Source organism: Streptomyces sp. NPDC006207 (genome assembly GCF_040613835.1).
Taxonomy (GTDB): domain Bacteria; phylum Actinomycetota; class Actinomycetes; order Streptomycetales; family Streptomycetaceae; genus Actinacidiphila.
Window position 1 is genome coordinate 1 of record NZ_JBEXSX010000081.1, and the last position, 21436, is coordinate 21436.

At 72.4% G+C, this 21436-nt stretch carries 18 protein-coding genes, 1 tRNA gene and 1 pseudogene; 14 read left to right on the plus strand and 6 right to left on the minus strand.

All coding sequences use genetic code 11. The features are described from left to right. The 4 genes and pseudogenes from ABZ312_RS39725 to metH form a co-directional block, all read right to left on the minus strand. A pseudogene (locus ABZ312_RS39725) lies at positions 1-204 on the minus strand (ABC transporter substrate-binding protein); the annotation flags it as partial. A gap of 84 nt (positions 205-288) precedes the next feature. Then, a complete protein-coding gene (locus ABZ312_RS39730; protein WP_500332107.1) occupies positions 289-1881 on the minus strand; it encodes an ABC transporter substrate-binding protein in 1593 nt (530 codons plus the stop codon). Positions 1882-2265: 384 nt separating this feature from the next. Continuing rightward, positions 2266-2967, minus strand: a complete 702-nt coding sequence (locus tag ABZ312_RS39735; RefSeq protein WP_500332106.1) for an HAD family hydrolase — start codon at positions 2965-2967, stop codon at positions 2266-2268. Between the two features lie 118 nt (positions 2968-3085). Further along, positions 3086-6592, minus strand: coding sequence for a methionine synthase (metH, locus tag ABZ312_RS39740; RefSeq protein WP_500332105.1), 3507 nt, complete (start codon positions 6590-6592; stop codon positions 3086-3088). 230 nt (positions 6593-6822) lie between these two features. Between metH and ABZ312_RS39745 the strand changes: the two genes are divergently transcribed. The 4 genes from ABZ312_RS39745 to ABZ312_RS39760 all read left to right on the plus strand — a co-directional run bounded on the left by ABZ312_RS39745 (position 6823) and on the right by ABZ312_RS39760 (position 11784). Further along, positions 6823-7587, plus strand: coding sequence for an IclR family transcriptional regulator (locus tag ABZ312_RS39745; protein WP_499510947.1), 765 nt, complete (start codon positions 6823-6825; stop codon positions 7585-7587). A 229-nt stretch (positions 7588-7816) separates the two neighbouring features. Then, positions 7817-8599: an MIP/aquaporin family protein gene (locus ABZ312_RS39750; RefSeq protein ID WP_500332103.1), complete on the plus strand. Its 783-nt coding sequence runs from the start codon at positions 7817-7819 to the stop codon at positions 8597-8599. Between the two features lie 40 nt (positions 8600-8639). Continuing rightward, the gene (gene glpK / locus ABZ312_RS39755; RefSeq protein WP_499510949.1) at positions 8640-10166 is read left to right on the plus strand and encodes a glycerol kinase GlpK; all 1527 of its coding nucleotides are present in this window, start codon (positions 8640-8642) and stop codon (positions 10164-10166) included. A 7-nt stretch (positions 10167-10173) separates the two neighbouring features. Continuing rightward, a complete protein-coding gene (locus ABZ312_RS39760; protein WP_500332102.1) occupies positions 10174-11784 on the plus strand; it encodes a glycerol-3-phosphate dehydrogenase/oxidase in 1611 nt (536 codons plus the stop codon). A 54-nt stretch (positions 11785-11838) separates the two neighbouring features. Here the strand turns inward: ABZ312_RS39760 and ABZ312_RS39765 are convergent, their stop codons facing one another. Both ABZ312_RS39765 and ABZ312_RS39770 read right to left on the minus strand, forming a co-directional pair. Further along, on the minus strand, positions 11839-12669 hold the full coding sequence (locus tag ABZ312_RS39765) for an isocitrate lyase/PEP mutase family protein (protein WP_500332101.1): 831 nt from the start codon (positions 12667-12669) through the stop codon (positions 11839-11841). Further along, positions 12666-13391 (minus strand): ArsR/SmtB family transcription factor, encoded by a 726-nt coding sequence (locus ABZ312_RS39770; RefSeq protein ID WP_500439829.1) that lies wholly within the window; start codon positions 13389-13391, stop codon positions 12666-12668. The genes ABZ312_RS39765 and ABZ312_RS39770 overlap by 4 nt, the downstream gene beginning before the upstream one ends. Positions 13392-13536: 145 nt before the next feature. Between ABZ312_RS39770 and ABZ312_RS39775 the strand changes: the two genes are divergently transcribed. The 10 genes from ABZ312_RS39775 (at position 13537) to ABZ312_RS39820 (ending at position 21341) form a co-directional block, all read left to right on the plus strand. Next, positions 13537-13923, plus strand: coding sequence for a GntR family transcriptional regulator (locus ABZ312_RS39775; RefSeq protein WP_500332099.1), 387 nt, complete (start codon positions 13537-13539; stop codon positions 13921-13923). Further along, entirely contained in the window at positions 13920-14834 is a 915-nt protein-coding gene (locus tag ABZ312_RS39780; protein WP_500332098.1) for an ABC transporter ATP-binding protein, read from the plus strand. Before ABZ312_RS39775 ends, ABZ312_RS39780 begins: the two co-directional genes overlap by 4 nt. After that, entirely contained in the window at positions 14831-15706 is an 876-nt protein-coding gene (locus ABZ312_RS39785) for an ABC-2 membrane transporter-related protein (RefSeq protein WP_500332097.1), read from the plus strand. Before ABZ312_RS39780 ends, ABZ312_RS39785 begins: the two co-directional genes overlap by 4 nt. A gap of 54 nt (positions 15707-15760) precedes the next feature. Next, positions 15761-16528, plus strand: coding sequence for a phosphorylase family protein (locus tag ABZ312_RS39790; protein WP_500439830.1), 768 nt, complete (start codon positions 15761-15763; stop codon positions 16526-16528). Further along, positions 16525-17844, plus strand: coding sequence for an amidohydrolase (locus ABZ312_RS39795; RefSeq protein WP_500332095.1), 1320 nt, complete (start codon positions 16525-16527; stop codon positions 17842-17844). The genes ABZ312_RS39790 and ABZ312_RS39795 overlap by 4 nt, the downstream gene beginning before the upstream one ends. Continuing rightward, on the plus strand, positions 17841-18464 hold the full coding sequence (locus tag ABZ312_RS39800; protein WP_500332094.1) for a sulfite oxidase-like oxidoreductase: 624 nt from the start codon (positions 17841-17843) through the stop codon (positions 18462-18464). The genes ABZ312_RS39795 and ABZ312_RS39800 overlap by 4 nt, the downstream gene beginning before the upstream one ends. Beyond that, positions 18457-19218, plus strand: a complete 762-nt coding sequence (locus ABZ312_RS39805; RefSeq protein WP_500332093.1) for a ferredoxin reductase — start codon at positions 18457-18459, stop codon at positions 19216-19218. The genes ABZ312_RS39800 and ABZ312_RS39805 overlap by 8 nt, the downstream gene beginning before the upstream one ends. Positions 19219-19283: 65 nt before the next feature. Further along, positions 19284-19357 (plus strand) — tRNA-Pro (locus ABZ312_RS39810). 174 nt (positions 19358-19531) lie between these two features. Continuing rightward, the gene (locus ABZ312_RS39815; protein WP_500332092.1) at positions 19532-20203 is read left to right on the plus strand and encodes a FadR/GntR family transcriptional regulator; all 672 of its coding nucleotides are present in this window, start codon (positions 19532-19534) and stop codon (positions 20201-20203) included. Between the two features lie 97 nt (positions 20204-20300). Further along, complete coding sequence (locus ABZ312_RS39820; protein ID WP_500439831.1) at positions 20301-21341, plus strand: glycoside hydrolase family 18 protein; 1041 nt, start codon at positions 20301-20303, stop codon at positions 21339-21341. Positions 21342-21436: the final 95 nt, after the last annotated feature.

Here is a 21436-nt window from a genome sequence, read left to right on the forward strand (position 1 = left end):
CTGGAAGACGTTGTTGAACACGATCCAGGAGCCGACGTCGTAACCGGCGGCCGGATCGACCGCCGTCACCTTGTCCGTGATCCCCATCGTGAGGGGCTCTCCGGAGGCCTCGCCGTCCGACCCTCCCGAACCGCAGCCGACGACCACGACCGCCGTCAAGGTCGCGGAGAGTGGGAGCGCCAGTCGCTGGACTCGATTCCTCACGAGACTTCCCTCACAGCTTCGTCGTACGGGGCCGGCCCCGGCCGGGCGGACCGGGGGAATTCCCGGGTCCGCCCAGCGGGTGGCTCATCCTGTCACACCGCGACCAATCTCCCAGAACTGGGCGGTCGAGGAGGAATTGAGGAACCATTCGGTTCCGGTGATGCCGTCGCGGCTGGCGACGTACTGCTTGTCCTGGTACAGCGGGATCATCGGGAGGTCCTGCGCCAGGATGTTCTGGATCTGCGAGAAGTCCTTGTCCGTCTTGCTGCGGTTCGCGGACTGGCGGGTGGCCGGCAGGAGCGAGTTCTTGATGTCCCCGGCCCCGTAGTTGAGGTCGAGGAACCCTTCCGCGAAGAACGGCGCGATGTAGGTGTCGGCGTCCGGGAAGTCGGGGAGCCAGCTGAGCGAGTACGCGGCCCACTTGCCCTTGACGGCGCCCGGCAGGAAGGTCTTCCAGGGGCTGCCCTTGAGGGTCACGTCGAACAGGCCGGTGGCGTCGAGCTGCTTCTTCACGTTCTCGGCCTCCTCCTTGTTCGGGGTGGCCGGGCGGTCCGTCGGGTAGGAGTAGGTGATCTTGACCGGGGTGCTGATGCCGGCGGAGGACAGCACCTCGGCGGCCTTGTTCCGGTTGGGCTCGCCGTACACGTTGAAGTACGAGTTGGTGTGGCCGGTGATGCCGGTCGGAACGGCGCCGAACAGCGGGGAGGCGGTGCGGCCGGTCACGTCACGGGTGAGGGTGTCACGGTCGATGACGCGCGCGATGGCCTCACGGACGGCCTCGGGCTTCACGGACGGGTCGTCGATGTTGAAGAACATGTAGCGGACCGAACCACCCGGGGTCTCGGTCAGCTTGACCTTCTCGACCGTGCCCTGCTCGACCGCGTTGATCTGGTCCGGCGTGAGGGTGCGGTTCACCAGGTCGACTTCGCCGTCGGTGAGCGCCTTCATCATCTCCTTCGCGGAGGCGAAGAAGCGGACCTCGACCTTGTCGTTGCTGCGGTTGCTGACCAGGCCCTTGTAGTTCGGGTTCGCGCTGAGGACGGCCTTGCCGTCCTCCCACGAGTCGAGCTTGTAGGGGCCGGAGCCCTCCATCTTCAGGCCGTTGAGCGGCTGGGTGGCGCTGTAGACCTCGCTGTCGACGATGGCCGCGGCCGGGGTAGCCAGCCGGTACGGGAACGTCGCGTCGGGGGCCTTGAGGTGGAAGACGACGGTCTTCGGGTCCTGGGCCTCGACGCTGTCGATGTTCGCGAGGAGGCTGGAGGGGCCGAAGTCGCTCTTGATCTTCAGCACACGGTCGACGGAGAACTTGACGTCCTCCGAGGTGAGGTCGTGGCCGTTGGCGAACTTCAGGCCGTCCCGCAGCGTGCAGCGGTACACCTCCGACTTGGTGTCGGTGAAGCCGCAGGACTTGGCGGCGTCCGGCTCGGGGGTGGTGGAGCTGCGAGAGTAACCGAGCAGCATCTGGAAGGTGTTGTTGAAGAAGCTGTACGTGCCACCGTCGTACGAGGTGGCCGGGTCCACGGGAGAGGGCAGCTCGTCGGACACTTCGATGTGGTCCGTCGTGCCGATGACGACCGCGTCACCGCCACCGCCACCGCCGGTCGAGTCACCGCACCCGGCGAGTACGGGCGCGGCGAGGCCCAGCAGGGCCGGCAGCACCAGTAGCTTGCGATTCATCCTCGTTGTTCTCCCTCTTCCGGCCCTCGGCCGTGCAGTGTTGAGCGGGGCGACGATACCCGTAATTGCTGGGGACCGGCATTCCGGTGGACCGCCCCCGAACACGGAGAAGTTGAGCCCGCGTCACGGGCAGATAACAAGGAGTGCCGTACCGATATCCGGACGGCGGAACGAACAGCGCGGTGTTCCGCAATCCGGACACAACCACCCCGACCGCACCGCGTTTTGACGGAGTGGAGCACGTCCGGCGCGCGCTGTCGACTGCCGTCGACGTGAAAAGTATCACGTCCCGGCGTACTGGCCGGTAAACAATTCGACGCTCCGAATCGTCACGCAAAATAGCCGGGCAAGCGCCCAGAGTTTCCGCTCAATTCACGGCGACGCTCAGTGAACGGACGTAATCAGAGAGCGCAGAAAAGGCACGTCCACCCGTTCCAGGGAGGTCACCACGGTCCGCCCGGGGGCAGGTGCGATGGCGGCGATGGACGGGACGGCCACGACCTGGCAGCCGGCGGCCTCGGCGGCCTCGACCCCGGTGGGGGTGTCCTCGACGACCACGCACCGTGCCGGGTCCGCGCCCAGCCGTGCCGCGGCCGTCAGGTACGGGTCGGGGTGCGGCTTGGTCCGCTCGATCTCGTCCCCGGCGAGGGAGAAGGCGAAGTGGTGGGAGCCGAGGGAGAGCATGACGGCGTCGATGATGCGCCGGTGGGAGGCGGAGACCAGGGCGGCGGGCACCCCGTGCGCGGCCAGTTCGGTGAGCAGGCGCTGGGCGCCCGGCATCAGCGGCACGCCGCGGCCGATGAGCTCGACGAAACGCAGGTTGATCAGCGTGGACAGCTCGGCGAGCGTGGCGTCCGTCCCGGTGACCGAGATGAGGTGTCCGAGGCTGCGGGTCATGGGACCGCCGACGACGACCTCACGGTGGGTGTCGTCCAGCACGTGGCCGAGCTCCGCGAAGACCTCGACCTCCGCGTTCCACCAGAAACCCTCGGTGTCGACCAGCGTGCCGTCCATGTCCAGGAGCACGGCCTGCAGGCCTGCCTCCCGGGCCGGCCGGATCTCGGTGGCGGGAATACCGCTCGTCATGCGCCCCACTCCTCTGCGTTCAGGGGGCACAAAGGCCGGTCGCCTCGCGCCCGGGTGGTGGGGGCGTGCGACCGGCCAGGTGCCGTATCGGACCGTCCAGTGTACGACGTACGTCCGACTACCGCGCGTTGAAGTACTTGGCCTCCGGGTGATGGATGACGATCGCGTCGGTGGACTGCTCCGGATGGAGCTGGAACTCCTCCGACAGCCGGACCCCGATCCGCTCGGGCTCCAGCAGCTCCGCGATCTTGGCCCGGTCCTCCAGGTCGGGGCAGGCGCCGTAGCCCAGCGAGAAGCGGGCGCCCCGGTACTTCAGGGCGAACATGTCCTCCATCGCGGCCGGGTCCTCCCCGGCGAAGCCGAGCTCGGCGCGGACCCGGGCGTGCCAGTACTCGGCCAGGGCCTCGGCGAGCTGGACGGACAGGCCGTGCAGCTCGAGGTAGTCGCGGTAGGCGTCGGCGGCGAACAGCTCGTTGGCCGCCTCGGAGATCCGGTTGCCGACGGTGACGACCTGCAGGCCGACCACGTCGGTCTCGCCGGACTCCTCGGGACGGAAGAAGTCGGCCAGGCACAGCCGGCGGCCGCGGCGCTGGCGCGGGAAGGTGAACCGGGTCCGCTCGGTGCCGTCCTCGTGGAGGATGATCAGGTCGTCGCCCTTGGAGACGCAGGGGAAGTAGCCCTGGACGACGGCGGCCTCGAGCAGCCCCTCGCTCTGCAGGCGGTCCAGCAGCCCGCGCAGCCGCGGACGGCCCTCGGTCTCCACCAGCTCCTCGTAGGTGGGGCCGCCGGTACGGGACTGCTTGAGCCCCCACTGGCCCTTGAACAGGGCGCCCTCGTCCAGCCAGGACGCGTAGTCCTTGAGCGGGATGCCCTTGACGACGCGGGAGCCCCAGAACGGCGGGGTCGGCACCGGGTTGTCGACGGCGACGTCGGAGCGGATCTGGCCCCGGTTCTCCTCGGGCTCGGGCACGACGCCCGCGCGGGCGGCCACCCGGCGCTGCTTCAGCTCGGGGAGGGTGGCGCCCGGCACTCCGCGCTTGACGGCGATGAGGGCGTCCATCAGGCGCAGTCCCTCGAAGGCGTCGCGGGCGTAACGGACCTCGCCCTGGTAGAGCTCGTGGAGGTCCTGCTCGACGTAGGCCCGGGTGAGGGCGGCGCCGCCGAGGATGACCGGGTAGGTGGCGGCGAGGCCGCGCTGGTTCAGCTCCTCCAGGTTCTCCTTCATGATCACCGTGGACTTCACCAGCAGGCCGGACATGCCGATGACGTCGGCGGAGTGCTCGTGCGCGGCGTCGAGGATCGCCGAGACGGGCTGCTTGATGCCGAGGTTGACGACGTTGTAGCCGTTGTTGGACAGGATGATGTCCACGAGGTTCTTGCCGATGTCGTGGACGTCGCCGCGGACGGTGGCCAGCACGATGGTGCCCTTGCCGGAGGCGTCGGACTTCTCCATGTGCGGTTCGAGGTGCGCGACGGCGGTCTTCATCACCTCGGCCGACTGCAGGACGAACGGCAGCTGCATCTGGCCGGAGCCGAAGAGCTCGCCGACGACCTTCATGCCCTCCAGGAGGGTGTCGTTGACGATCTCGAGGGCGGGACGGGAGGTCAGGGCCTCGTCCAGGTCGGCCTCCAGGCCGTTCTTCTCGCCGTCGATGATGCGCCGCTGCAGGCGCTCCTCCAGCGGCAGCGCCGCCAGTTCCTCGGCTCGGCCGGCCTTGACGGACTTGGTGTCGACGCCCTCGAAGAGCTCCAGGAAGCGCTGCAGCGGGTCGTAGCCCTCGCGGCGCCGGTCGTACACCAGGTCCAGGGCGACCTCGCGCTGCTCCTCGGGGATGCGGGCGATCGGCGAGATCTTGGAGGCGTGCACGATCGCCGAGTCCAGGCCGGCCTCGACGCACTCGTGGAGGAAGACCGAGTTGAGCACCATGCGGGCGGCCGGGTTGAGGCCGAAGGAGATGTTGGACAGCCCGAGCGTGGTCTGCACCTGCGGGTGGCGGCGCTTGAGTTCGCGGATCGCCTCGATCGTGGCGATGCCGTCCTTGCGGGACTCCTCCTGGCCGGTGGCGATGGTGAAGGTCAGGCAGTCGACGATGATGTCGCTCTCGTCGATGCCCCAGTTGCCGGTCAGGTCCGCGATGAGCCGCTCGGCCACGGCCACCTTGCTCTCGGGCGTGCGGGCCTGGCCCTCCTCGTCGATGGTGAGGGCGATCAGGGCGGCGCCGTGTTCCGCGGCGAGGCGGGTGGTGCGGGCGAAGCGGGAGTCGGGGCCGTCGCCGTCCTCGTAGTTGACGGAGTTGATCACGGCGCGGCCGCCGAGCTTCTCCAGGCCCGCGCGGAGCACCTCGGGCTCGGTGGAGTCCAGCACGATCGGCAGGGTGGAGGCAGTGGCCAGGCGTCCGGCGATCTCGTTCATGTCGGCGACGCCGTCGCGGCCGACGTAGTCGACGCACAGGTCGAGCAGGTGGGCGCCCTCGCGGATCTGCTCGCGGGCCATCTCCACGCAGTCGTCCCAGCGGCCGTCCAGCATGGCCTCGCGGAACTTCTTGGAGCCGTTGGCGTTGGTGCGCTCGCCGATGGCGAGGTACGAGGTGTCCTGGCGGAAGGGGACGGTCTGGTAGAGCGAGGAGGCGCCCGGCTCGGGGCGCGGCGCGCGCGGGGTGATCTCGTGGCCGCGGACGCGTTCGACGACCTGGCGCAGGTGCTCGGGGGTGGTGCCGCAGCAGCCGCCGACCAGGGAGAGCCCGTACTCGCGGACGAAGGCCTCCTGGGCGTCGGCGAGTTCGCTGGGGGTCAGCGGGTAGTGTGCGCCGTCCTTGCCGAGGACGGGGAGGCCCGCATTCGGCATGCACGAGAGCTGGATGCCGGCATGCCGGGCCAGGTAGCGCAGGTGCTCGCTCATCTCGGCGGGGCCGGTGGCGCAGTTCAGGCCGATCATGTCGATGCCGAGCGGTTCCAGTGCGGTGAGCGCGGCCCCGATCTCGGAGCCCAGCAGCATGGTGCCGGTGGTCTCGACGGTGACCGAGCAGATCAGCGGCGCGTCGAGACCGGCCGCTTCCAGGGCCCGGCGGGCGCCGATGACCGCGGCCTTGGTCTGCAGCAGGTCCTGGGTGGTTTCCACGACCAGCGCGTCGGCGCCGCCGGTGAGGAGCCCGGCCGCGTTCTGCTCGTACGCGTCGCGCAGGGCGCCGTAGCCGATGTGGCCGAGGGTGGGCAGCTTGGTGCCGGGCCCCATGGAGCCGATGACCCAGCGCTGCCGGCCGTCCGCGGCGGTGAACTCGTCGGCGACCTCGCGGGCGATCCGGGCGCCGGCCTCGGACAGCTCGACGATCCGGTCGGGGATGTCGTACTCGCCGAGGGCGGAGAAGTTGGCGCCGAAGGTGTTGGTCTCCACGCAGTCCACGCCGACGGCGAAGTACTCGCGGTGGACGGAGGCGACGATGTCGGGGCGGGAGACGTTGAGGACCTCGTTGCAGCCCTCGTGCCCCTGGAAGTCCTCGAGGGTGGGATTCTGCGCCTGGAGCATCGTGCCCATCGCCCCGTCTGCGACGACCACCCGGGTCGCCAGGGCCTCTCGCAGTGCTGCGCCTCGGGCACCGCTGTTGGACGGAAGGGACGGCTGGGCCATGGGTGTGCTCCCTGGAGTGCGACGGCTGTCGGCTTGGTGTGCGCCGGTGCTGCTGGTACACACCAGGCCAGCGTAGCCAAGACCCCGGATTCCGCCGCGGGGCATTCCGAGGGGCGGACGGCGGTGTCACACTCTTCTCTGGGATGATGACGGTCGGCATCGTCTGACAGCGTTCAGCATTGTCGAACCTGTATCTCGGCGTTTGGTCGTTCCTTACGGAGGGGTTGTTCATGCCAGGTCCCATCCAGTCGCTCGCCAGGGCGGCCGCGATCCTGCGCCTGCTGGCCGGCGGCGAGCGCAGGCTCGGCCTGTCGGACGTGGCCTCCTCCCTGGGCCTGGCGAAGGGCACGGCGCACGGCATCCTGCGCACGCTGCAGCAGGAGGGCTTCGTCGAGCAGGACCCGGTCTCGGGCCGCTACCAGCTGGGGGCCGAGCTGCTGCGGCTGGGCAACAGTTACCTGGACGTGCACGAGCTGCGGGCCCGCGCCCTGGTGTGGACCGACGACCTGGCCCGCTCCAGCGGCGAGGCGGTCTACCTGGGCGTGCTGCACCAGCAGGGGGTGCTCATCGTCCACCACGTCTTCCGCCCCGACGACAGCCGTCAGGTGCTGGAGGTCGGGGCGATGCACCCGCTCCACAGCAGCGCGCTGGGCAAGGTGCTCTCGGCCTACGACCCGGTGGCGCACGGCGAGGCGGTCGAGCTGAAGCGCGAGCAGCTGACCGCGCGCACGATCACCGGGGACGCGGACTTCGAGGGTGTGCTGGACCTCACCCGCGCCCGGGGCTGGGGCTCGGACCTGGAGGAGACCTGGGACGGGGTGGCGTCCATCGCCGCCCCCATCCACGACCGGCACCGCATGCCCGTGGGCGCGGTGGCCGTCACCGGGGCGGTCGAACGGGTCTGCGCGGACGGCGAGATCCGGCCGCAGCTGGTCGCGGCGGTGCGGGACTGCGCCAGGGCGGTCTCCCGTGACCTGGGCGCCGGCCGCTTCTGACGCCGGCCGGGACCCGACTCGGAGACCTTTCCGCAACCTGACGAACCCTTGACGCGCGTGGTTGCGCAGGAGAACACTCTCGTTCGACGGTCGACATTGTCGAACACCAGCCGACGGAGTCGGTAAGGTGGACGTAACCGTGGGACCGCCGAGGGCCTGGTGACAGGCCCACGAATTCCGGAACGGGACCGGAGTTCGCCTTCCCCTGGACGAAGGACAAAGGAGTCGCATGTCCAGCGAGCACATCTTCATCGGCGAGACCATCGGTACCGCTGTTCTGATCCTCCTCGGCGGCGGCGTCTGCGCGGCTGTCACCCTCAAGAGCTCCAAGGCCCGTAACGCCGGCTGGGTGGCCATCACCTTCGGTTGGGGCTTCGCGGTCCTGGCCGGCGCCTACATCTCCGGTTCCCTCTCCGGCGCCCATCTGAACCCGGCCGTCACGATCGGCCTCGCGGTCGACAGCGGCGAGTGGAGCAAGGTCCCGGTCTACCTGGCCGGCCAGATGCTCGGCGCGATGATCGGCGCGACCCTGGTGTGGATCACCTACTACGGCCAGTTCCAGGCCCACCTGACGGACGCCGAGATCACCGGCGGTCCGGGGGCGCAGGCCACCGCGGCGGCCGAGAAGCAGACCACGGGCCCCGGCCCGGTGCTGGGCGTATTCTCCACCGGCCCCGAGATCCGCAACGTCGCGCAGAACCTCGCCACGGAGATCATCGGCACCTTCGTCCTGGTGCTGTTCATCCTGACCCTCGGCCTCACCAAGGGCCTGGCGGTCTCCGGTACCGGCACCCTGATGGTCGCACTGGTCGTCGTCGGCATCGGCCTCTCGCTCGGCGGGCCGACCGGGTACGCCATCAACCCCGCACGCGACCTCGGTCCGCGCATCGTGCACGCACTGCTGCCGCTGCCCAACAAGGGTGGCTCCGACTGGCGCTACGCCTGGATACCCGTCGTCGGCCCGATCGTGGGTTCGGTCCTCGCGGCCGGCCTCTACAAGATCGCATTCTGAGAAGCAGCCCCCGACATCCCAAGGACCTGAGGAGCACACCGTGACCGACGCCCACACCACAGGCCCGTTCATCGCGGCCATCGACCAGGGCACCACGTCATCGCGCTGCATCATCTTCGACAAGGACGGCCGGATCGTCTCGGTCGGGCAGAAGGAGCACGAGCAGATCTTCCCCAAGCCGGGGTGGGTCGAGCACGACGCCGCCGAGATCTGGAGGAACGTCCAGGAGGTCGTCGAGGAGGCCGTCAGCAAGGCCGGCATCACCTCCGCCGACGTCAAGGCGATCGGCATCACCAACCAGCGCGAGACCACCGTCCTGTGGGACAAGAACACCGGCGAGCCGGTGCACAACGCCCTGGTCTGGCAGGACACCCGTACCGACGCCCTGTGCAAGGAGCTCGGCCGCAACGTCGGCCAGGACCGCTTCCGCCGCGAGACCGGCCTGCCGCTGGCCTCGTACTTCGCCGGCCCGAAGATCCGCTGGCTGCTCGACAACGTCGAGGGCCTGCGCGAGCGCGCCGAGGCCGGCGAGATCCTCTTCGGCACCATGGACAGCTGGGTGATCTGGAACCTCACCGGCGGGGTCAACGGCGGACACCACGTCACCGACGTGACCAACGCCTCCCGCACGCTGCTGATGAACCTGCACACCCTCGACTGGGACCACAAGATCCTGGAGTCCATCGGCGTGCCCGCCGCGGTGCTGCCGGAGATCCGCTCCTCCGCCGAGGTGTACGGCACGGCCGCCTCCGGCGCCCTGGCCGGCGTGCCGGTCGCGTCCGCGCTCGGCGACCAGCAGGCGGCCCTGTTCGGCCAGACCTGCTACTCCGAGGGCGAGGCCAAGTCCACCTACGGCACCGGCACCTTCCTGCTGATGAACACCGGCGAGAAGCCGATCAACAGCTACAACGGCCTGATCACCACCGTCGGCTACCGCATCGGCGACCAGAAGCCGGTGTACGCCCTGGAGGGCTCGATCGCGGTCACCGGCTCGCTGGTGCAGTGGATGCGCGACCAGATGGGCCTGATCAAGACCGCGGCCGAGATCGAGACCCTGGCCCTGTCGGTCGAGGACAACGGCGGTGCCTACTTCGTGCCCGCCTTCTCCGGTCTGTTCGCCCCGTACTGGCGCTCCGACGCCCGCGGTGTGATCGCCGGCCTCACCCGGTACGTCACCAAGGCCCACATCGCCCGCGCCGTGCTGGAGGCGACCGCCTGGCAGACCAGGGAGATCGTCGACGCCATGACCAAGGACTCGGGCGTGGAGCTCACCGCGCTCAAGGTCGACGGCGGCATGACCGCCAACAACCTGCTGATGCAGACCCTCGCCGACTTCCTGGACGCGCCCGTCGTGCGTCCGCTGGTCGCCGAGACCACCTGCCTGGGCGCGGCCTACGCCGCCGGTCTGGCCGTGGGCTTCTGGTCGGACACCGACGAACTGCGCGCCAACTGGCGCCGGGCCGCCGAATGGACCCCCCGCATGGACGCCGACGTCCGCGACCGCGAGTACAAGGACTGGCTCAAGGCCGTCGAGCGGACCATGGGCTGGATCGAAGAGGAGAAGTGAACCGATCATGACCACGCTGCAGCGCGTCCCGGCCCTCGGGACGCGTCCGACCGCCGGCCGTAACCCGGGCCGCGCCGAGACCCGGGAACTGCTGAGCCGCGCCACCTACGACCTGCTGGTCATCGGCGGCGGCATCCTGGGCACCTCCGTGGCCTGGCACGCCGCGCAGTCGGGGCTGCGGGTCGCGATGGTGGACGCCGGCGACTTCGCCGGCGCCACCAGCTCCGCCTCCTCCAAGCTCGTCCACGGCGGTCTGCGGTACCTGCAGACCGGCGCGGTCAAGCTGGTGGCGGAGAACCACATGGAACGGCGGGTCCTGGCCAGGGACGTGGCTCCGCACCTGGTCAACCCGCTCACCTTCCACCTGCCGGTCTACCGGGGCGGCCCGGTCGGCGCCGCCAAGCTCGGGGCGGGAGTCTTCGCCTACTCGGCGCTGTCCGCCTTCGGCGACGGGGTCGGCCGGATCATCTCCCCGGCCAGGGCGGCGGCCGCCAACCCCGCCCTGCGCACGGAGAACCTCAAGGCCGTCGCGGTCTACTACGACCACCAGATGAACGACTCGCGGATGGCGGTCATGACGGTGCGCGCCGCCGTCGAGGCGGGCGCCGTCGTCCTCAACCACGCCGAGGTCACCGGCCTGCGCTTCACCCACGGCCGGGTCACCGGCGCCGACCTGAAGGACCGTCTGGACGGCACCGAGTTCGGCGTCGACGCGCGGCTGGTGCTCAACGCGACCGGCCCGTGGGTCGACCACCTGCGGCGGATGGAGGACAAGGGCGCCGCCCCCAGCATCCGGCTGTCGAAGGGCGCCCACATCGTCCTGAAGCGCAAGGCCCCGTGGCGGGCCGCCATGGCGACCCCCATCGACAAGTACCGCATCACGTTCGCCCTGCCGTGGGAGGACCAGCTGCTGCTGGGCACCACCGACGAGGAGTACACCGGCGACCCGGCCGACGTGCGGGCCACCGAGGCCGACATCACGCAGATCCTGGACGAGGCCGCCCACTCGGTGCGCGACGAGCACCTGTCCCGCGACCTGATCACCTACGCCTTCGCGGGCCTGCGGGTGCTGCCCGGCGGCCCCGGCGGCGTGGAGAAGGCCAAGCGCGAAACCGTCGTCACCGAGGGCAGCGGCGGCATGCTGTCGGTGGCGGGCGGCAAGTGGACGACGTACCGGCACATCGGCCGCACCGTGATGGCCAAGCTCGCCAAGCTGCCCGGCGGTCCGCTGAACGAGGACATGGAGCCGCTGGACCACCTGCCCAGGCGGGTCCCGCTGCCGGGCGTCGCCAACCCCAACGCGGTCGCCCACCGGCTGCTGGTCGACCGGGAGCCGGGGCGGCGCCTGGACCCGCTGACGGCACGCCACCTCGCCACCCACTACGGCGCGCTGTCCTTCGACATCGCCCGGCTGGTCAACGAGGACCCGGCGCTCGGGGAGCGGATCCACCCCGAGGGCCCGGAGATCTGGGCCCAGGTCGTGTACGCCCGCGACCACGAGTGGGCGCAGACGGCGGACGACGTGCTGCGTCGCCGCACCACCGTGACGGTGCGCGGCCTGGACACCGCGGACGTCCGGGAGCGGGTCGAGTCGCTGCTGGCCGGCCGGCGCGACTGACACCCCCGACCCGTGGGCCCGGGCGCCCCGGGGTGAGCGGCAGGACCTCCCCGCTCACCCCGGACGCCCGGGCCGCCGCGTTTCCACCGGCGCGTAGGCGGCCGCGAGGTCCTGGGCGTCGGCGTACGAGGGCAGTCCCGCCGGGAGCGGCGTGCCGCGCTCGGCGTGCCCGGCGGTCTCCACGGCGGCGTGGAGCGCGGCGCGGAAGAGCAGCGAGCCGGTGCTGACCCGGCTCACCCCGAGGGCGGCAAGGCGCGGCAGCCCGGGGCCGCCCGGCGGGAGCAGGACGTTGAGCGGGGCACCGAGGCCGGCCGCGAGCGCGGCGATGACACTCTCGTCCGCCAGGCCGGGCACGAAGATCCCGTCGGCGCCGGCGGCGAGGTAGGCGGCGGCACGGCGGCGGGTCTCGTGCTGCGGGTCCTGCCCGGCGGTGCCCAGCCAGTAGGTGTCGGTGCGGGCGTTGACGAAGAGCCCGGGGGCGGTGCGTTTGACCGCGGCGATGAGCTCGCCCTGCTCGGCGAGGTCGGTCAGGCCCGCTCCGCCGGGGCGGCCGTCCTCGATGTTGACGCCCGCGACGCCCAGCCGTTCGAAGGCGGCGGCGAGTTCGGCGACGTCCTCGGGCGTGGAGCCGAAGCCCCCCTCGATGTCGACGCTGACCAGGGCGGGCAGCCGGACGAGGTCGCGGGCGAGCCACAGGGTCGTCTCGCGGGTGGCGCCGGCCGCGTCCGGCAGTCCCGCCGCGGCGGCGACGCCCAGGCTGGTGGTGCCGATCGCGGGGAAGCCGCGGGCGGCGAGTGCGGCCGCGGAGGCGCGGTCCCAGGCATTGGGCAGGAAGAGCGGGCGCCCGGCCCGGTGGAGGGCGCGGAAGGCCTCGAAGCGGTTCATGGGGTGGGTGCCTCCAGGGCGTCGGGCGGGATGCCCAGGTGGGTGTGGAGGGCCGTGCGGCCTCGCGCGGTGAGCTTGACGGCGCGGCCGCTGCCGATGCGCACGCACCAGCCGGACGCGAGGGCGTGCCCGCACAGCGCGGCCCCGGCGACGCCCGCCAGGTGCGGCCGTCGCTCCGTCCAGTCCAGGCAGGGCCGGGCGAGCGGACCGCGGCCGGTGCGTGCGGCGGCCAGGTCGACGCCGAGCCCGGTGAACCACTCCACGCCCGCGTCGGTGAGGGCGAAGCCGGTGCTCTGCCGGAGCAGTCCGCGGTCGGTCATGGCGTCCGTGACGAGGATGCCCAGGCGTCCGGCGAGGTGGTCGTAGCAGGTACGGGCGCGGGCCATGGCACTCCCGGCGCCCGCCTGCCCGAGGGTGCGGGGCGCGGCGGGCGGCGGCCCGGCGTGCGCGGCGAGGTCCTCGACGAGCTGCGCGGTACGGGCGTCGGCGAGGCGTACGTAGCGGTGGCGGCCCTGGCGTTCCTCGGTGAGCAGCCCGCCCGCGACGAGCCGGCCGAGGTGCTCGCTGGCGGTCGAGGGCGCCACTCCGGCGTGGCGGGCCAGCTCCCCCGCGGTCCAGGCCCGGCCGTCGAGCAGCGCCAGGCACATCGCGGCCCGCGTCTCGTCGGCGAGCAGTGCCGCGAGGGCGGCGAGGGCACTTCCCGCGTGGTCGTTTCGCACCATGTCCCCAGCATGGCCCCCGGACGTTTCGGCGCACGCCGAAGCGTCCCGGCCGGCCGCCCCCGCCCCGCCCCCGCCTGCGGCTTGACAGGACGTCAGTCCAGGCCCCACCCTTTCACCACTTGCTTAGTGAAAGGGTGTTTCGCGCATGGTCGAGTTCCGCATCGACCGCCGCAGCGGTGTCGCCACGTACCTCCAGATCGTCCAGCAGACCAAACAGGCCCTGCGGCTGGGCCTGCTGGAGCCCGGCGACCGGCTGCCGACGGCCCGCGAGGTCGTCGAGGCGACCGCCGTCAACCCCAACACCGTGCTCAAGGCCTACCGCGAACTGGAGCGCGAGGGCCTGGTGGAGGCGCGCCGGGGCCTGGGCACCTTCGTCCAGAAGTCGCTGGGCGCCGGCCCGGCCGACTCGCCGCTCGCGGGCGAACTGACCGACTGGATGCGCCGCGCGCGTGCCGCCGGGCTCGATCGCGAGGACGCCGCGGCGCTGTTCCACTCCGTGCTCGACCAGGAGTTCTCCGAGGGGGAGAGATGAATCAGGAAACGGCTGCCGTGGAGGCGGCCGGGCTCGGTCTGCGGTACGCGTGGGGACGGGACCCCGTCCTGCGGGACTGTTCCTTCCGGCTGCCGGCCGGCCGGATCTGCGCGCTCGTCGGGCCCAACGGCGCGGGCAAGTCGACACTGCTGGCGCTCGCCGCGGGGCTGCTGCGGCCCACCGAGGGGGAGCTGCGCGTGTGGGGTACGACCCCCGGCGCGGCCCGCACCCGGCTCGCCTACGTCGCCCAGGACAAGCCGCTCCACCCACAGCTCACCGTGGCGGCGACGCTGCGGCTCGGCGCCGAGCTCAACCCGGGCCACTGGGACCGGGAGGCCGCCGAACGCGTCGCGTACGGCGGCGGCCTGACGCCCCGCGACCGCGTCCGTGCCCTGTCGGGAGGTCAGCGCACCCGCGTCGCGCTCGCCCTGGCCCTGGGCAAGCGGGCCGAACTGCTGCTCCTGGACGAGCCGATGGCCGACCTCGACCCGCTCGCCCGCCACGAGCTGACCGGCGCCCTCATGGCCACGGCGGCCGAGCGCGGTACGACCATCGTGATCTCCTCGCACGTCGTCGCCGAACTCGACGGCGTCTGCGACCACCTGCTGCTCCTCGGCGAGGGCCGGGTCCGGCTGGCCGGCGACACCGACGACCTGCTGGCCGCGCACCGCCGCGTCACCGGCACCGGCGGGGACTTCGGCCCCCACACCGTCGTCCAGGAACACGTCAACGGGCGCGGACGCACCGCGCTGGTCCGCCCCGCCGGAGCGCTGGAGGACGGCGACTGGCTGGTGGAGGAACCCACCCTCGAGGAGCTGGTCCTGGCCCATCTGCGCAACCCCGGGGCGCCCGCCCTGCTCACCGCCGACGCCACGCCCGCACCCGTGTCCCGCCAGGAGGCCGTCGTATGACCGCCGTCGCCCCATCGCCGCGCCCGCCCGTCCTGTCCGGCCTGACCCGGTCGGTGGTGCGCCTGCACCGCGTGGCCCTGTGGCTGTGGATCGCCTTCGTGGCGGCCGGATCCGGCTGGCTCCTTCACACCCTGTGGCTGAGCGCGGGGGACCCGCGGTACGACCCCGCCTGCGCCCCGCGCTGCATCGACCCGGAGCCGTTCGACGCCTACGTCCCCCTCCACCTGCAGGGCCGCGTGATGGCGCTCCTTCCGCTCGCCGTCGCGGTGTTCGCCGGTGGCGCCCTCGTCGGCCGGGAACTGGAGCGGGGGACCGCCGCGCTCGCCTGGGTCCAGTCGGTCACCCCCACGCGCTGGCTCGCCGCCAAGCTCGCCGTACCGGCCCTGCTGCTGACCGGTGGCACGACCGGCCTGACGCTGCTCTTCCGGTGGGTGTGGAGCACGGGCCACCCGCAGGACCGCCCCGGCTGGTACGAGAACGACATCTTCCTCTCCACCGGCCCGGTCCTGGTCGCGCACGTGCTGCTCGCCCTGGTTCTGGGCGCGCTGGCCGGGATGCTGATGCGGCGCACGCTCAGCGGACTGGGCCTGGCCTTCTTCGGCACCTCCCTCGTGCTCGTCACGGCGGGGCTGTACCGCTCCGCGCTGTGGCCGAAGGTCCGGACCGGCCTGTCACACCTCGGTGCCACGGACTGGACGGCGGAGCGCGTGGACAAGCCCGTCGACGGCGTCGGGCTCGGGGATGCGCAGGCGCTCGTCCATCCCGCCTCGCACTACTGGCCCCTGCAGCTCGTCGAGACCGGCATCGTGCTGGCCCTGGCCGCCCTGGCCTGCTGGGCCTGCTTCGCGCTGCTCCGGCGTCGGACGGCCTGAGCCGGGGTCCTAAGGTGATCCGCACAGCATCGTCCCGCCCGGCCCGGAGGCCCGATGACCACGGATCAGCTGCCCATCTCCCGCATCCCGCGCTCCGGGCTGCCCGCGCACGCGGTCGTCGTGGGCGACCCGGCGCGCGCGGCGGAGGTGGCCTCCCTGCTCACGGACCCGCATGAGGTGTCGCACCACCGCGAGTACCGCACCTTCGCCGGCGCCTGGAAGGGCACCCCCGTCGTGGTGTCCTCGCACGGGGTCGGCGGGCCGGGGGCGATGTGCCTGTTCCAGGAGCTGGCGGACGCCGGCGTCCGTACGATCCTGCGCCTCGGCACGGCGGGCGCGATCCGCGCCGGGATAGGGGACGGCGACCTGGTGATCGCCGAGGCCGCGGTGCGGGACGACGGGGTCACCCAGCAGTTGCTGCCGCCGGAGTACCCGGCGTTCGCGACGCCGGAGGCGGTGCTGGCGCTGCAGCGGGCGGCACGGGCGGCGGGGGCGCCGCACCACCGGGGCGTGGTGTGGACGCGTGCGGCCTTCCAGCCGGGTTTCCTGCCGCTGCCCGGCGCGGCGTACGTGGCGGCAGGGATCGCCGCGATCGAGATGGAGCTGTCAGCCCTGCTGGTGCTGGCCTCGACGCGCGGCCTGGTGGCCGGCGGCGCGCTCGTCGTCGACGGCGCCAACGCCGACGACCTGGTCGACGTGGAGGCCACCGGCGGCTACGACCCGCACCGGGCGGTGGTCGCCGAGGGGGTCGCCCGCGGCAGCCGGGTAACGTTGGACGCCTTGCATCTGCTGGCCACCGAGTACGGAAGCGACGAGAAGTGAGCGCTCAGGACGCCGATCTGCTGGTGCACGGCGGCGATGTGCTGACCGTCGACGCGGCGGGCACCGTCGTCACCGACGGCGCGGTCGCCGTCCGGGACGGCGAGATCCTCGCCGTGGGACCGACGGCGCAGGTGCGCGCGGCGTACCGGGCCGCCGAGGAGATCGACGCCTCGGGGTGCCTGGTGCTCCCCGGGCTGGTCAACACGCACACCCACCTGGCGATGACCCTGCTGCGGGGCTGCGCCGACGACGTCGACCTGCAGGAGTTCCTGGCCCGGGTGATCCCCCGCGAGGCCGAGCTGCTGTCGCCGCGGGCGGTGGCCGCGGGGGTGCGGGTGGCCGTGGCGGAGAGCGTACGGGCCGGGGTCACCACGGGCCTGGACATGTACTGGTTCCACGAGGCCGCCGAGGAGGCCGCGCGGGCGGCGGGCTGGCGGCTGCTGGCCGGTCCGACCTTCATGGACGTGCCCGGGCCGCCGGACGGCCGGCCGTACGGCGACCGCATGGCCTGGGCCGCGGCCGACCTGGCCGCGCGCACCGGCCGGGCGCCGGGCACCCGCCCGGTGGTCTTCGCGCACAGCGCCTACACCCTCGACCCCGAGCAGCTCGTCGCGATCACCGCGCTCGCCCGCGAGCACGGCGCGCTGCTGCACGTCCACGCGGCGGAGAACGCGGCCGAGGTCGCGATGGTGGCCGGGGCGCACGGCAAGCGGCCGGTCGAGCTGCTGGACTCCCTCGGGGTACTCGGGCCCGACGTGCTGCTGGCGCACGCCGTGGACCTGACCGACGACGAGGTCGCCGCCCTGGCCAGGACCGGCACGTCCGTCGCGCACTGCCCGGTCTCCAACCTGAAGCTGGGCTGCGGCATCGCCCGTGTCCCGGAGCTGCTGGCCGCCGGGGTCACCGTGGGCCTCGGCACCGACGGTGCGGTGAGCTCCAACACCCTCGACGTCCTGGGCGCGGTGCGGACCGCCGCGCTGGTGCACAAGGCCGCAGGCGACCCCACCGCCGTCGGCGCGGAACAGGCGGTGCGGATGGCGACGATCGAGGCCGCCCGCGCGCTGGGCCTCGCCGACCACCTCGGCTCCCTGGAGCCGGGCAAGCGCGCCGACCTGGCCGTCCTCGACCTCGGCGGGCCGCACCTCACGCCGCGCCACGACCCCTGGTCGATGCTGGCGTACGCGGCCGCGGCCGCGGACGTACGGGACACCGTCGTCGACGGCCGGGTCCTCATGCGCGACCGTGTGCTGCTCACCCTCGACGAACCGGCCGCGCTGCGCGAGCTGGAGGAGCTCGAGCTGGAGCACCCCGCATGACCTCGGCCGTCGAACCCACCCGCGGCTTCACCGGGCGCGGCCGCGCCGCCGACCGCGACCCGCGGCTGCCGCCCGGCCAGTACGACGCCCGCGACACGTGGCCGGTCCTGTCCGCCGAGGTCACGCCCACGATCGCGGCCGGGGACTGGACGTTCCGGGTGGACGGGCTGGTGGACCGCCCGCACACCTGGGACTGGGACGCGGCCCACGCGCTGCCCGGCTCCGCGTACCGGGGCGACATCCACTGCGTGACCGGCTGGTCCAAGTTCGGCGTGCGCTTCGGCGGGGTGTCGGTCGACGCCTTCCTGGAGGCCGTGCGCCCCTCCCCCGCCGCCACCCACGTCGTCGCCTGGTCCCACACCGGCTACGCCGCCAACCTGCCGCTCGCGGACGTCACCGGCGGCCGCGCCTGGATCGCCTGGGAGTACGACGGCGCTCCCCTCGCCCCCGAGCACGGCGGCCCGGCCCGGCTGATCGTCCCGCACCTGTACTTCTGGAAGAGCACCAAGTGGATCGCGGGCCTGCGCCTGCTCGACCACGACGAGTCGGGCTTCTGGGAGCAGAACGGCTACCACCACCGGGGCGACCCCTGGCAGGAGCAGCGCTACGCCCATGACTGACCTCTCCACCCCCGCGCCCGCCCCGGCGTTCGTCCCGCCGGCCCGGTTCGCCGTGCCCGGCCGCATCGCGGTCCCCGAGGCCGCCTCCTCGGTCTGGCGGCGCGCGGTGATCACGCAGATCCGCCGCGAGACCCCGCGCACGTCCACCTTCCGGCTCGCGGTGCCCGGCTGGGCGGGCCACCTGCCCGGCCAGTACCTGACGCTGCGCCTCACGGCCCCCGACGGTTACACGGCGCAGCGCAACTACTCGGTCGCCTCCGCCCCCGACGGTTCCGGCCACATCGAACTGACCCTCGACCACGTGGCCGGCGGCGAGGTGTCCGGGCACCTGCACACCGTCGCCCGGCCGGGCGATTCCGTCGAGGTCCGCGGCCCGCACAGCGGCTTCTTCGCCTGGACGGGGGACCATCCGGCGCTGCTGCTGGGCGCCGGATCGGGGGTGGTCCCGCTGATGTCGATGGTGCGCCACCGCCGGCTGCGCGGCTTGGACGTGCCGCTGCGGCTGATCGTCTCGGCCCGCACCCGCGAGGACCTGATCTACGCCGCCGAGTACGGTCCGGAGACGACCGTGCTGCTCACCCGCACCGAGGGCCGCCTCACCGCCGCCCACCTGGCCCCGCACCTCGCGGAGCCGCCACCGGGCGGCTGGGAGGCCTACGTCTGCGGCGGCAACGGTTTCGCCGAGCACGCCTCGCGCCTGCTGGCGGCCTCCGGACAGCCGCTGGACCGGATCCGCATCGAGCGATTCGGCTGATCAGCGAGGTTCGGGTATCCTCCTCTGTACGTGATCTTCCGGGGCGGCGCCCCGGGGAACGTCACCGGGACGTGGCGCAGCTTGGTAGCGCACTTGACTGGGGGTCAAGGGGTCGCAGGTTCAAATCCTGTCGTCCCGACGGTGATTTCACACGCCAAAGGCCGTGTCCGCGACAGCGGGCACGGCCTTTCGGCGTTCCGCGGTTCGGGACGTCGCGGGGCGGCGGATCGGACCTCCGCCAGAAGGCCCCGGCTCTTCGGCGGTGCGGGCATAATGGCCCGATACATCGGATGTCCGGGGAGGCGAGGGGCTCATGGCGGTCACCGACGAGGCGATCGAGAAGATCAAGGGGATGATCGTCTCCGGCGCGCTGCGGCCCGGCGACCGGCTCCCCAAGGAGAGCGAACTGGCCGCGGAGCTCGGGCTGTCGCGCAATTCCCTGCGCGAGGCGGTCCGCGCGCTGTCCCTGATCAGGATCCTGGACGTACGGCAGGGCGACGGCACCTACGTCACCAGCCTGGACCCGCAGTTGCTGCTGGAGGCGCTGAGTTTCGTGGTGGACTTCCACCGCGACGACACCGTGCTGGAGTTCCTCGCGGTGCGCCGCATCCTGGAGCCCGCGGCCACCGCGATGGCGGCGGCGCGCATCGCCGAGTCCCAGCTGGACGTTCTGACCGAGCAGTTGGAGGCACTGGGGGCGGCACCGTCGGTGGAGGAACTGGTCGCGTGCGACCTGGAGTTCCACCGCGGCATCGTCCAGGCCTCGGGCAACTCGGTGCTGTGCTCGCTGCTGGACGGGCTGTCCGGGCCAACCACGCGGGCCCGGATCTGGCGCGGGCTGACGCAGGAGGACGCGGTGAGCCGCACCCTGCACGAGCACCGCGCGATCCTGGCGGCCCTGCGGGACCGGGACGCGGAGGCGGCGCGGTCCTGGGCGACGGTGCACGTCGCGAGCGTGGAGCAGTGGCTGCGGTCCACGCTCTGAGGCCCGGCGGGTCCCCACGGGATCCCGCCGGCGGGCGAACCACCCCGGGCCCGGGTGCGTCCGGTCATTCGTCAGAGTGATCGAAAAGAGGGATCGGATGAATCCACGCCCCCGGCTGCGCCTGCGCCGCCCCTCGGCCCGTACGCTGCGCCGCGGCGCGCTGCTGGTCGTCCTCGCCGTCCTGCTCCCGGTGCTCGCCGCCGGGGTCGCCCTGCGCCTGGAGTACACCGGCGACCCGTCCGGCGCCGGCGCCAACCGTGACCGGAACGCGGTGTGGCTCGGGCACGCCTGGGTCGACGGCGGCCGCGACGACGCCGACCTCGAGACGCTGGCCCGGGAGTTGCGCGGCAGCGGCACCCGGGACCTGTACGTGCACACCGGGCCCCTGGAGTTCGACGGCCGCCTCGACGCGGGTCTCTACCCGGGAGCGCGGGACATGATCCGCCGGATGCACACCGCGCTGCCCGGGGTGCGCGTCCAGGCGTGGCTCGGCCAGGTCCTGTCGCACGACGGTTCCGAGGGCCTGCACCTGGACGACGCGGCGACCCGCGCCCGGGTACGGGACAGCGCGGCCCAGGTGCTGGCCGCCGGCTTCGACGGGGTCCACCTGGACCTGGAGCCGATGTACTCCGACGACGAGGGCTTCCTCTCGCTGCTGGACTCGGTGCACCGGCTCACCGCCACCCGCGGCGTGCCGCTGTCGGTGGCGACGCACCAGATCGACCCGCTGCCCTCCCTGCACTCGGTGAGCGGCCCGCTGTTCCACCACCCCAAGTGGTGGTCGCAGCGGTACTTCGGGCAGGTGGCCCGGCGCGTGGACCAGGTCGCGATGATGACCTACGACACCGCCCTCCCCCTGGAGGGCCTCTACGGAGGCTACGTGGCCCAGCAGACCGCCCTCGCCCTGGAGGTGACGCCGCCGGGCACCGACCTGCTCGTGGGCCTGCCCGGGTACCACACGAACAACCTGGGCCGGCACGCCTGGGCGGAGACGGTCACGGCCGCCGTGCGCGGCGCCCGGCTCGGCCTCGCCCGCGAGGCGCCCGCCCGCGAGCGCTTCGGGCTCGCCCTGTACGTCGACTTCGCTGCCACGCCTTCGGACTGGGCCGCGTACCGCTCGGCGTGGAGCGGTGGCTGACCGGACGCGTACGTCGGATGACTCTGGGGATCATCCCCCTACGAAGGCGGCGGCACCTGTCTCGTGAAGCCGTAGGCTGGTGCAGCACGCGAAGG

Coding starts and splice junctions, on each gene's coding strand:
- ABZ312_RS39730 (WP_500332107.1), bottom strand. CDS start 1,881: ATGAATCGCAAGCTACTGGTGCTGCCGGCCCTGCTGGGCCTCGCCGCG.
- ABZ312_RS39735 (WP_500332106.1), bottom strand. CDS start 2,967: ATGACGAGCGGTATTCCCGCCACCGAGATCCGGCCGGCCCGGGAGGCA.
- metH (WP_500332105.1), bottom strand. CDS start 6,592: ATGGCCCAGCCGTCCCTTCCGTCCAACAGCGGTGCCCGAGGCGCAGCA.
- ABZ312_RS39745 (WP_499510947.1), top strand. CDS start 6,823: ATGCCAGGTCCCATCCAGTCGCTCGCCAGGGCGGCCGCGATCCTGCGC.
- ABZ312_RS39750 (WP_500332103.1), top strand. CDS start 7,817: ATGTCCAGCGAGCACATCTTCATCGGCGAGACCATCGGTACCGCTGTT.
- ABZ312_RS39760 (WP_500332102.1), top strand. CDS start 10,174: ATGACCACGCTGCAGCGCGTCCCGGCCCTCGGGACGCGTCCGACCGCC.
- ABZ312_RS39765 (WP_500332101.1), bottom strand. CDS start 12,669: ATGAACCGCTTCGAGGCCTTCCGCGCCCTCCACCGGGCCGGGCGCCCG.
- ABZ312_RS39770 (WP_500439829.1), bottom strand. CDS start 13,391: ATGGTGCGAAACGACCACGCGGGAAGTGCCCTCGCCGCCCTCGCGGCA.
- ABZ312_RS39775 (WP_500332099.1), top strand. CDS start 13,537: ATGGTCGAGTTCCGCATCGACCGCCGCAGCGGTGTCGCCACGTACCTC.
- ABZ312_RS39780 (WP_500332098.1), top strand. CDS start 13,920: ATGAATCAGGAAACGGCTGCCGTGGAGGCGGCCGGGCTCGGTCTGCGG.
- ABZ312_RS39785 (WP_500332097.1), top strand. CDS start 14,831: ATGACCGCCGTCGCCCCATCGCCGCGCCCGCCCGTCCTGTCCGGCCTG.
- ABZ312_RS39790 (WP_500439830.1), top strand. CDS start 15,761: ATGACCACGGATCAGCTGCCCATCTCCCGCATCCCGCGCTCCGGGCTG.
- ABZ312_RS39800 (WP_500332094.1), top strand. CDS start 17,841: ATGACCTCGGCCGTCGAACCCACCCGCGGCTTCACCGGGCGCGGCCGC.
- ABZ312_RS39805 (WP_500332093.1), top strand. CDS start 18,457: ATGACTGACCTCTCCACCCCCGCGCCCGCCCCGGCGTTCGTCCCGCCG.
- ABZ312_RS39815 (WP_500332092.1), top strand. CDS start 19,532: ATGGCGGTCACCGACGAGGCGATCGAGAAGATCAAGGGGATGATCGTC.
- ABZ312_RS39820 (WP_500439831.1), top strand. CDS start 20,301: ATGAATCCACGCCCCCGGCTGCGCCTGCGCCGCCCCTCGGCCCGTACG.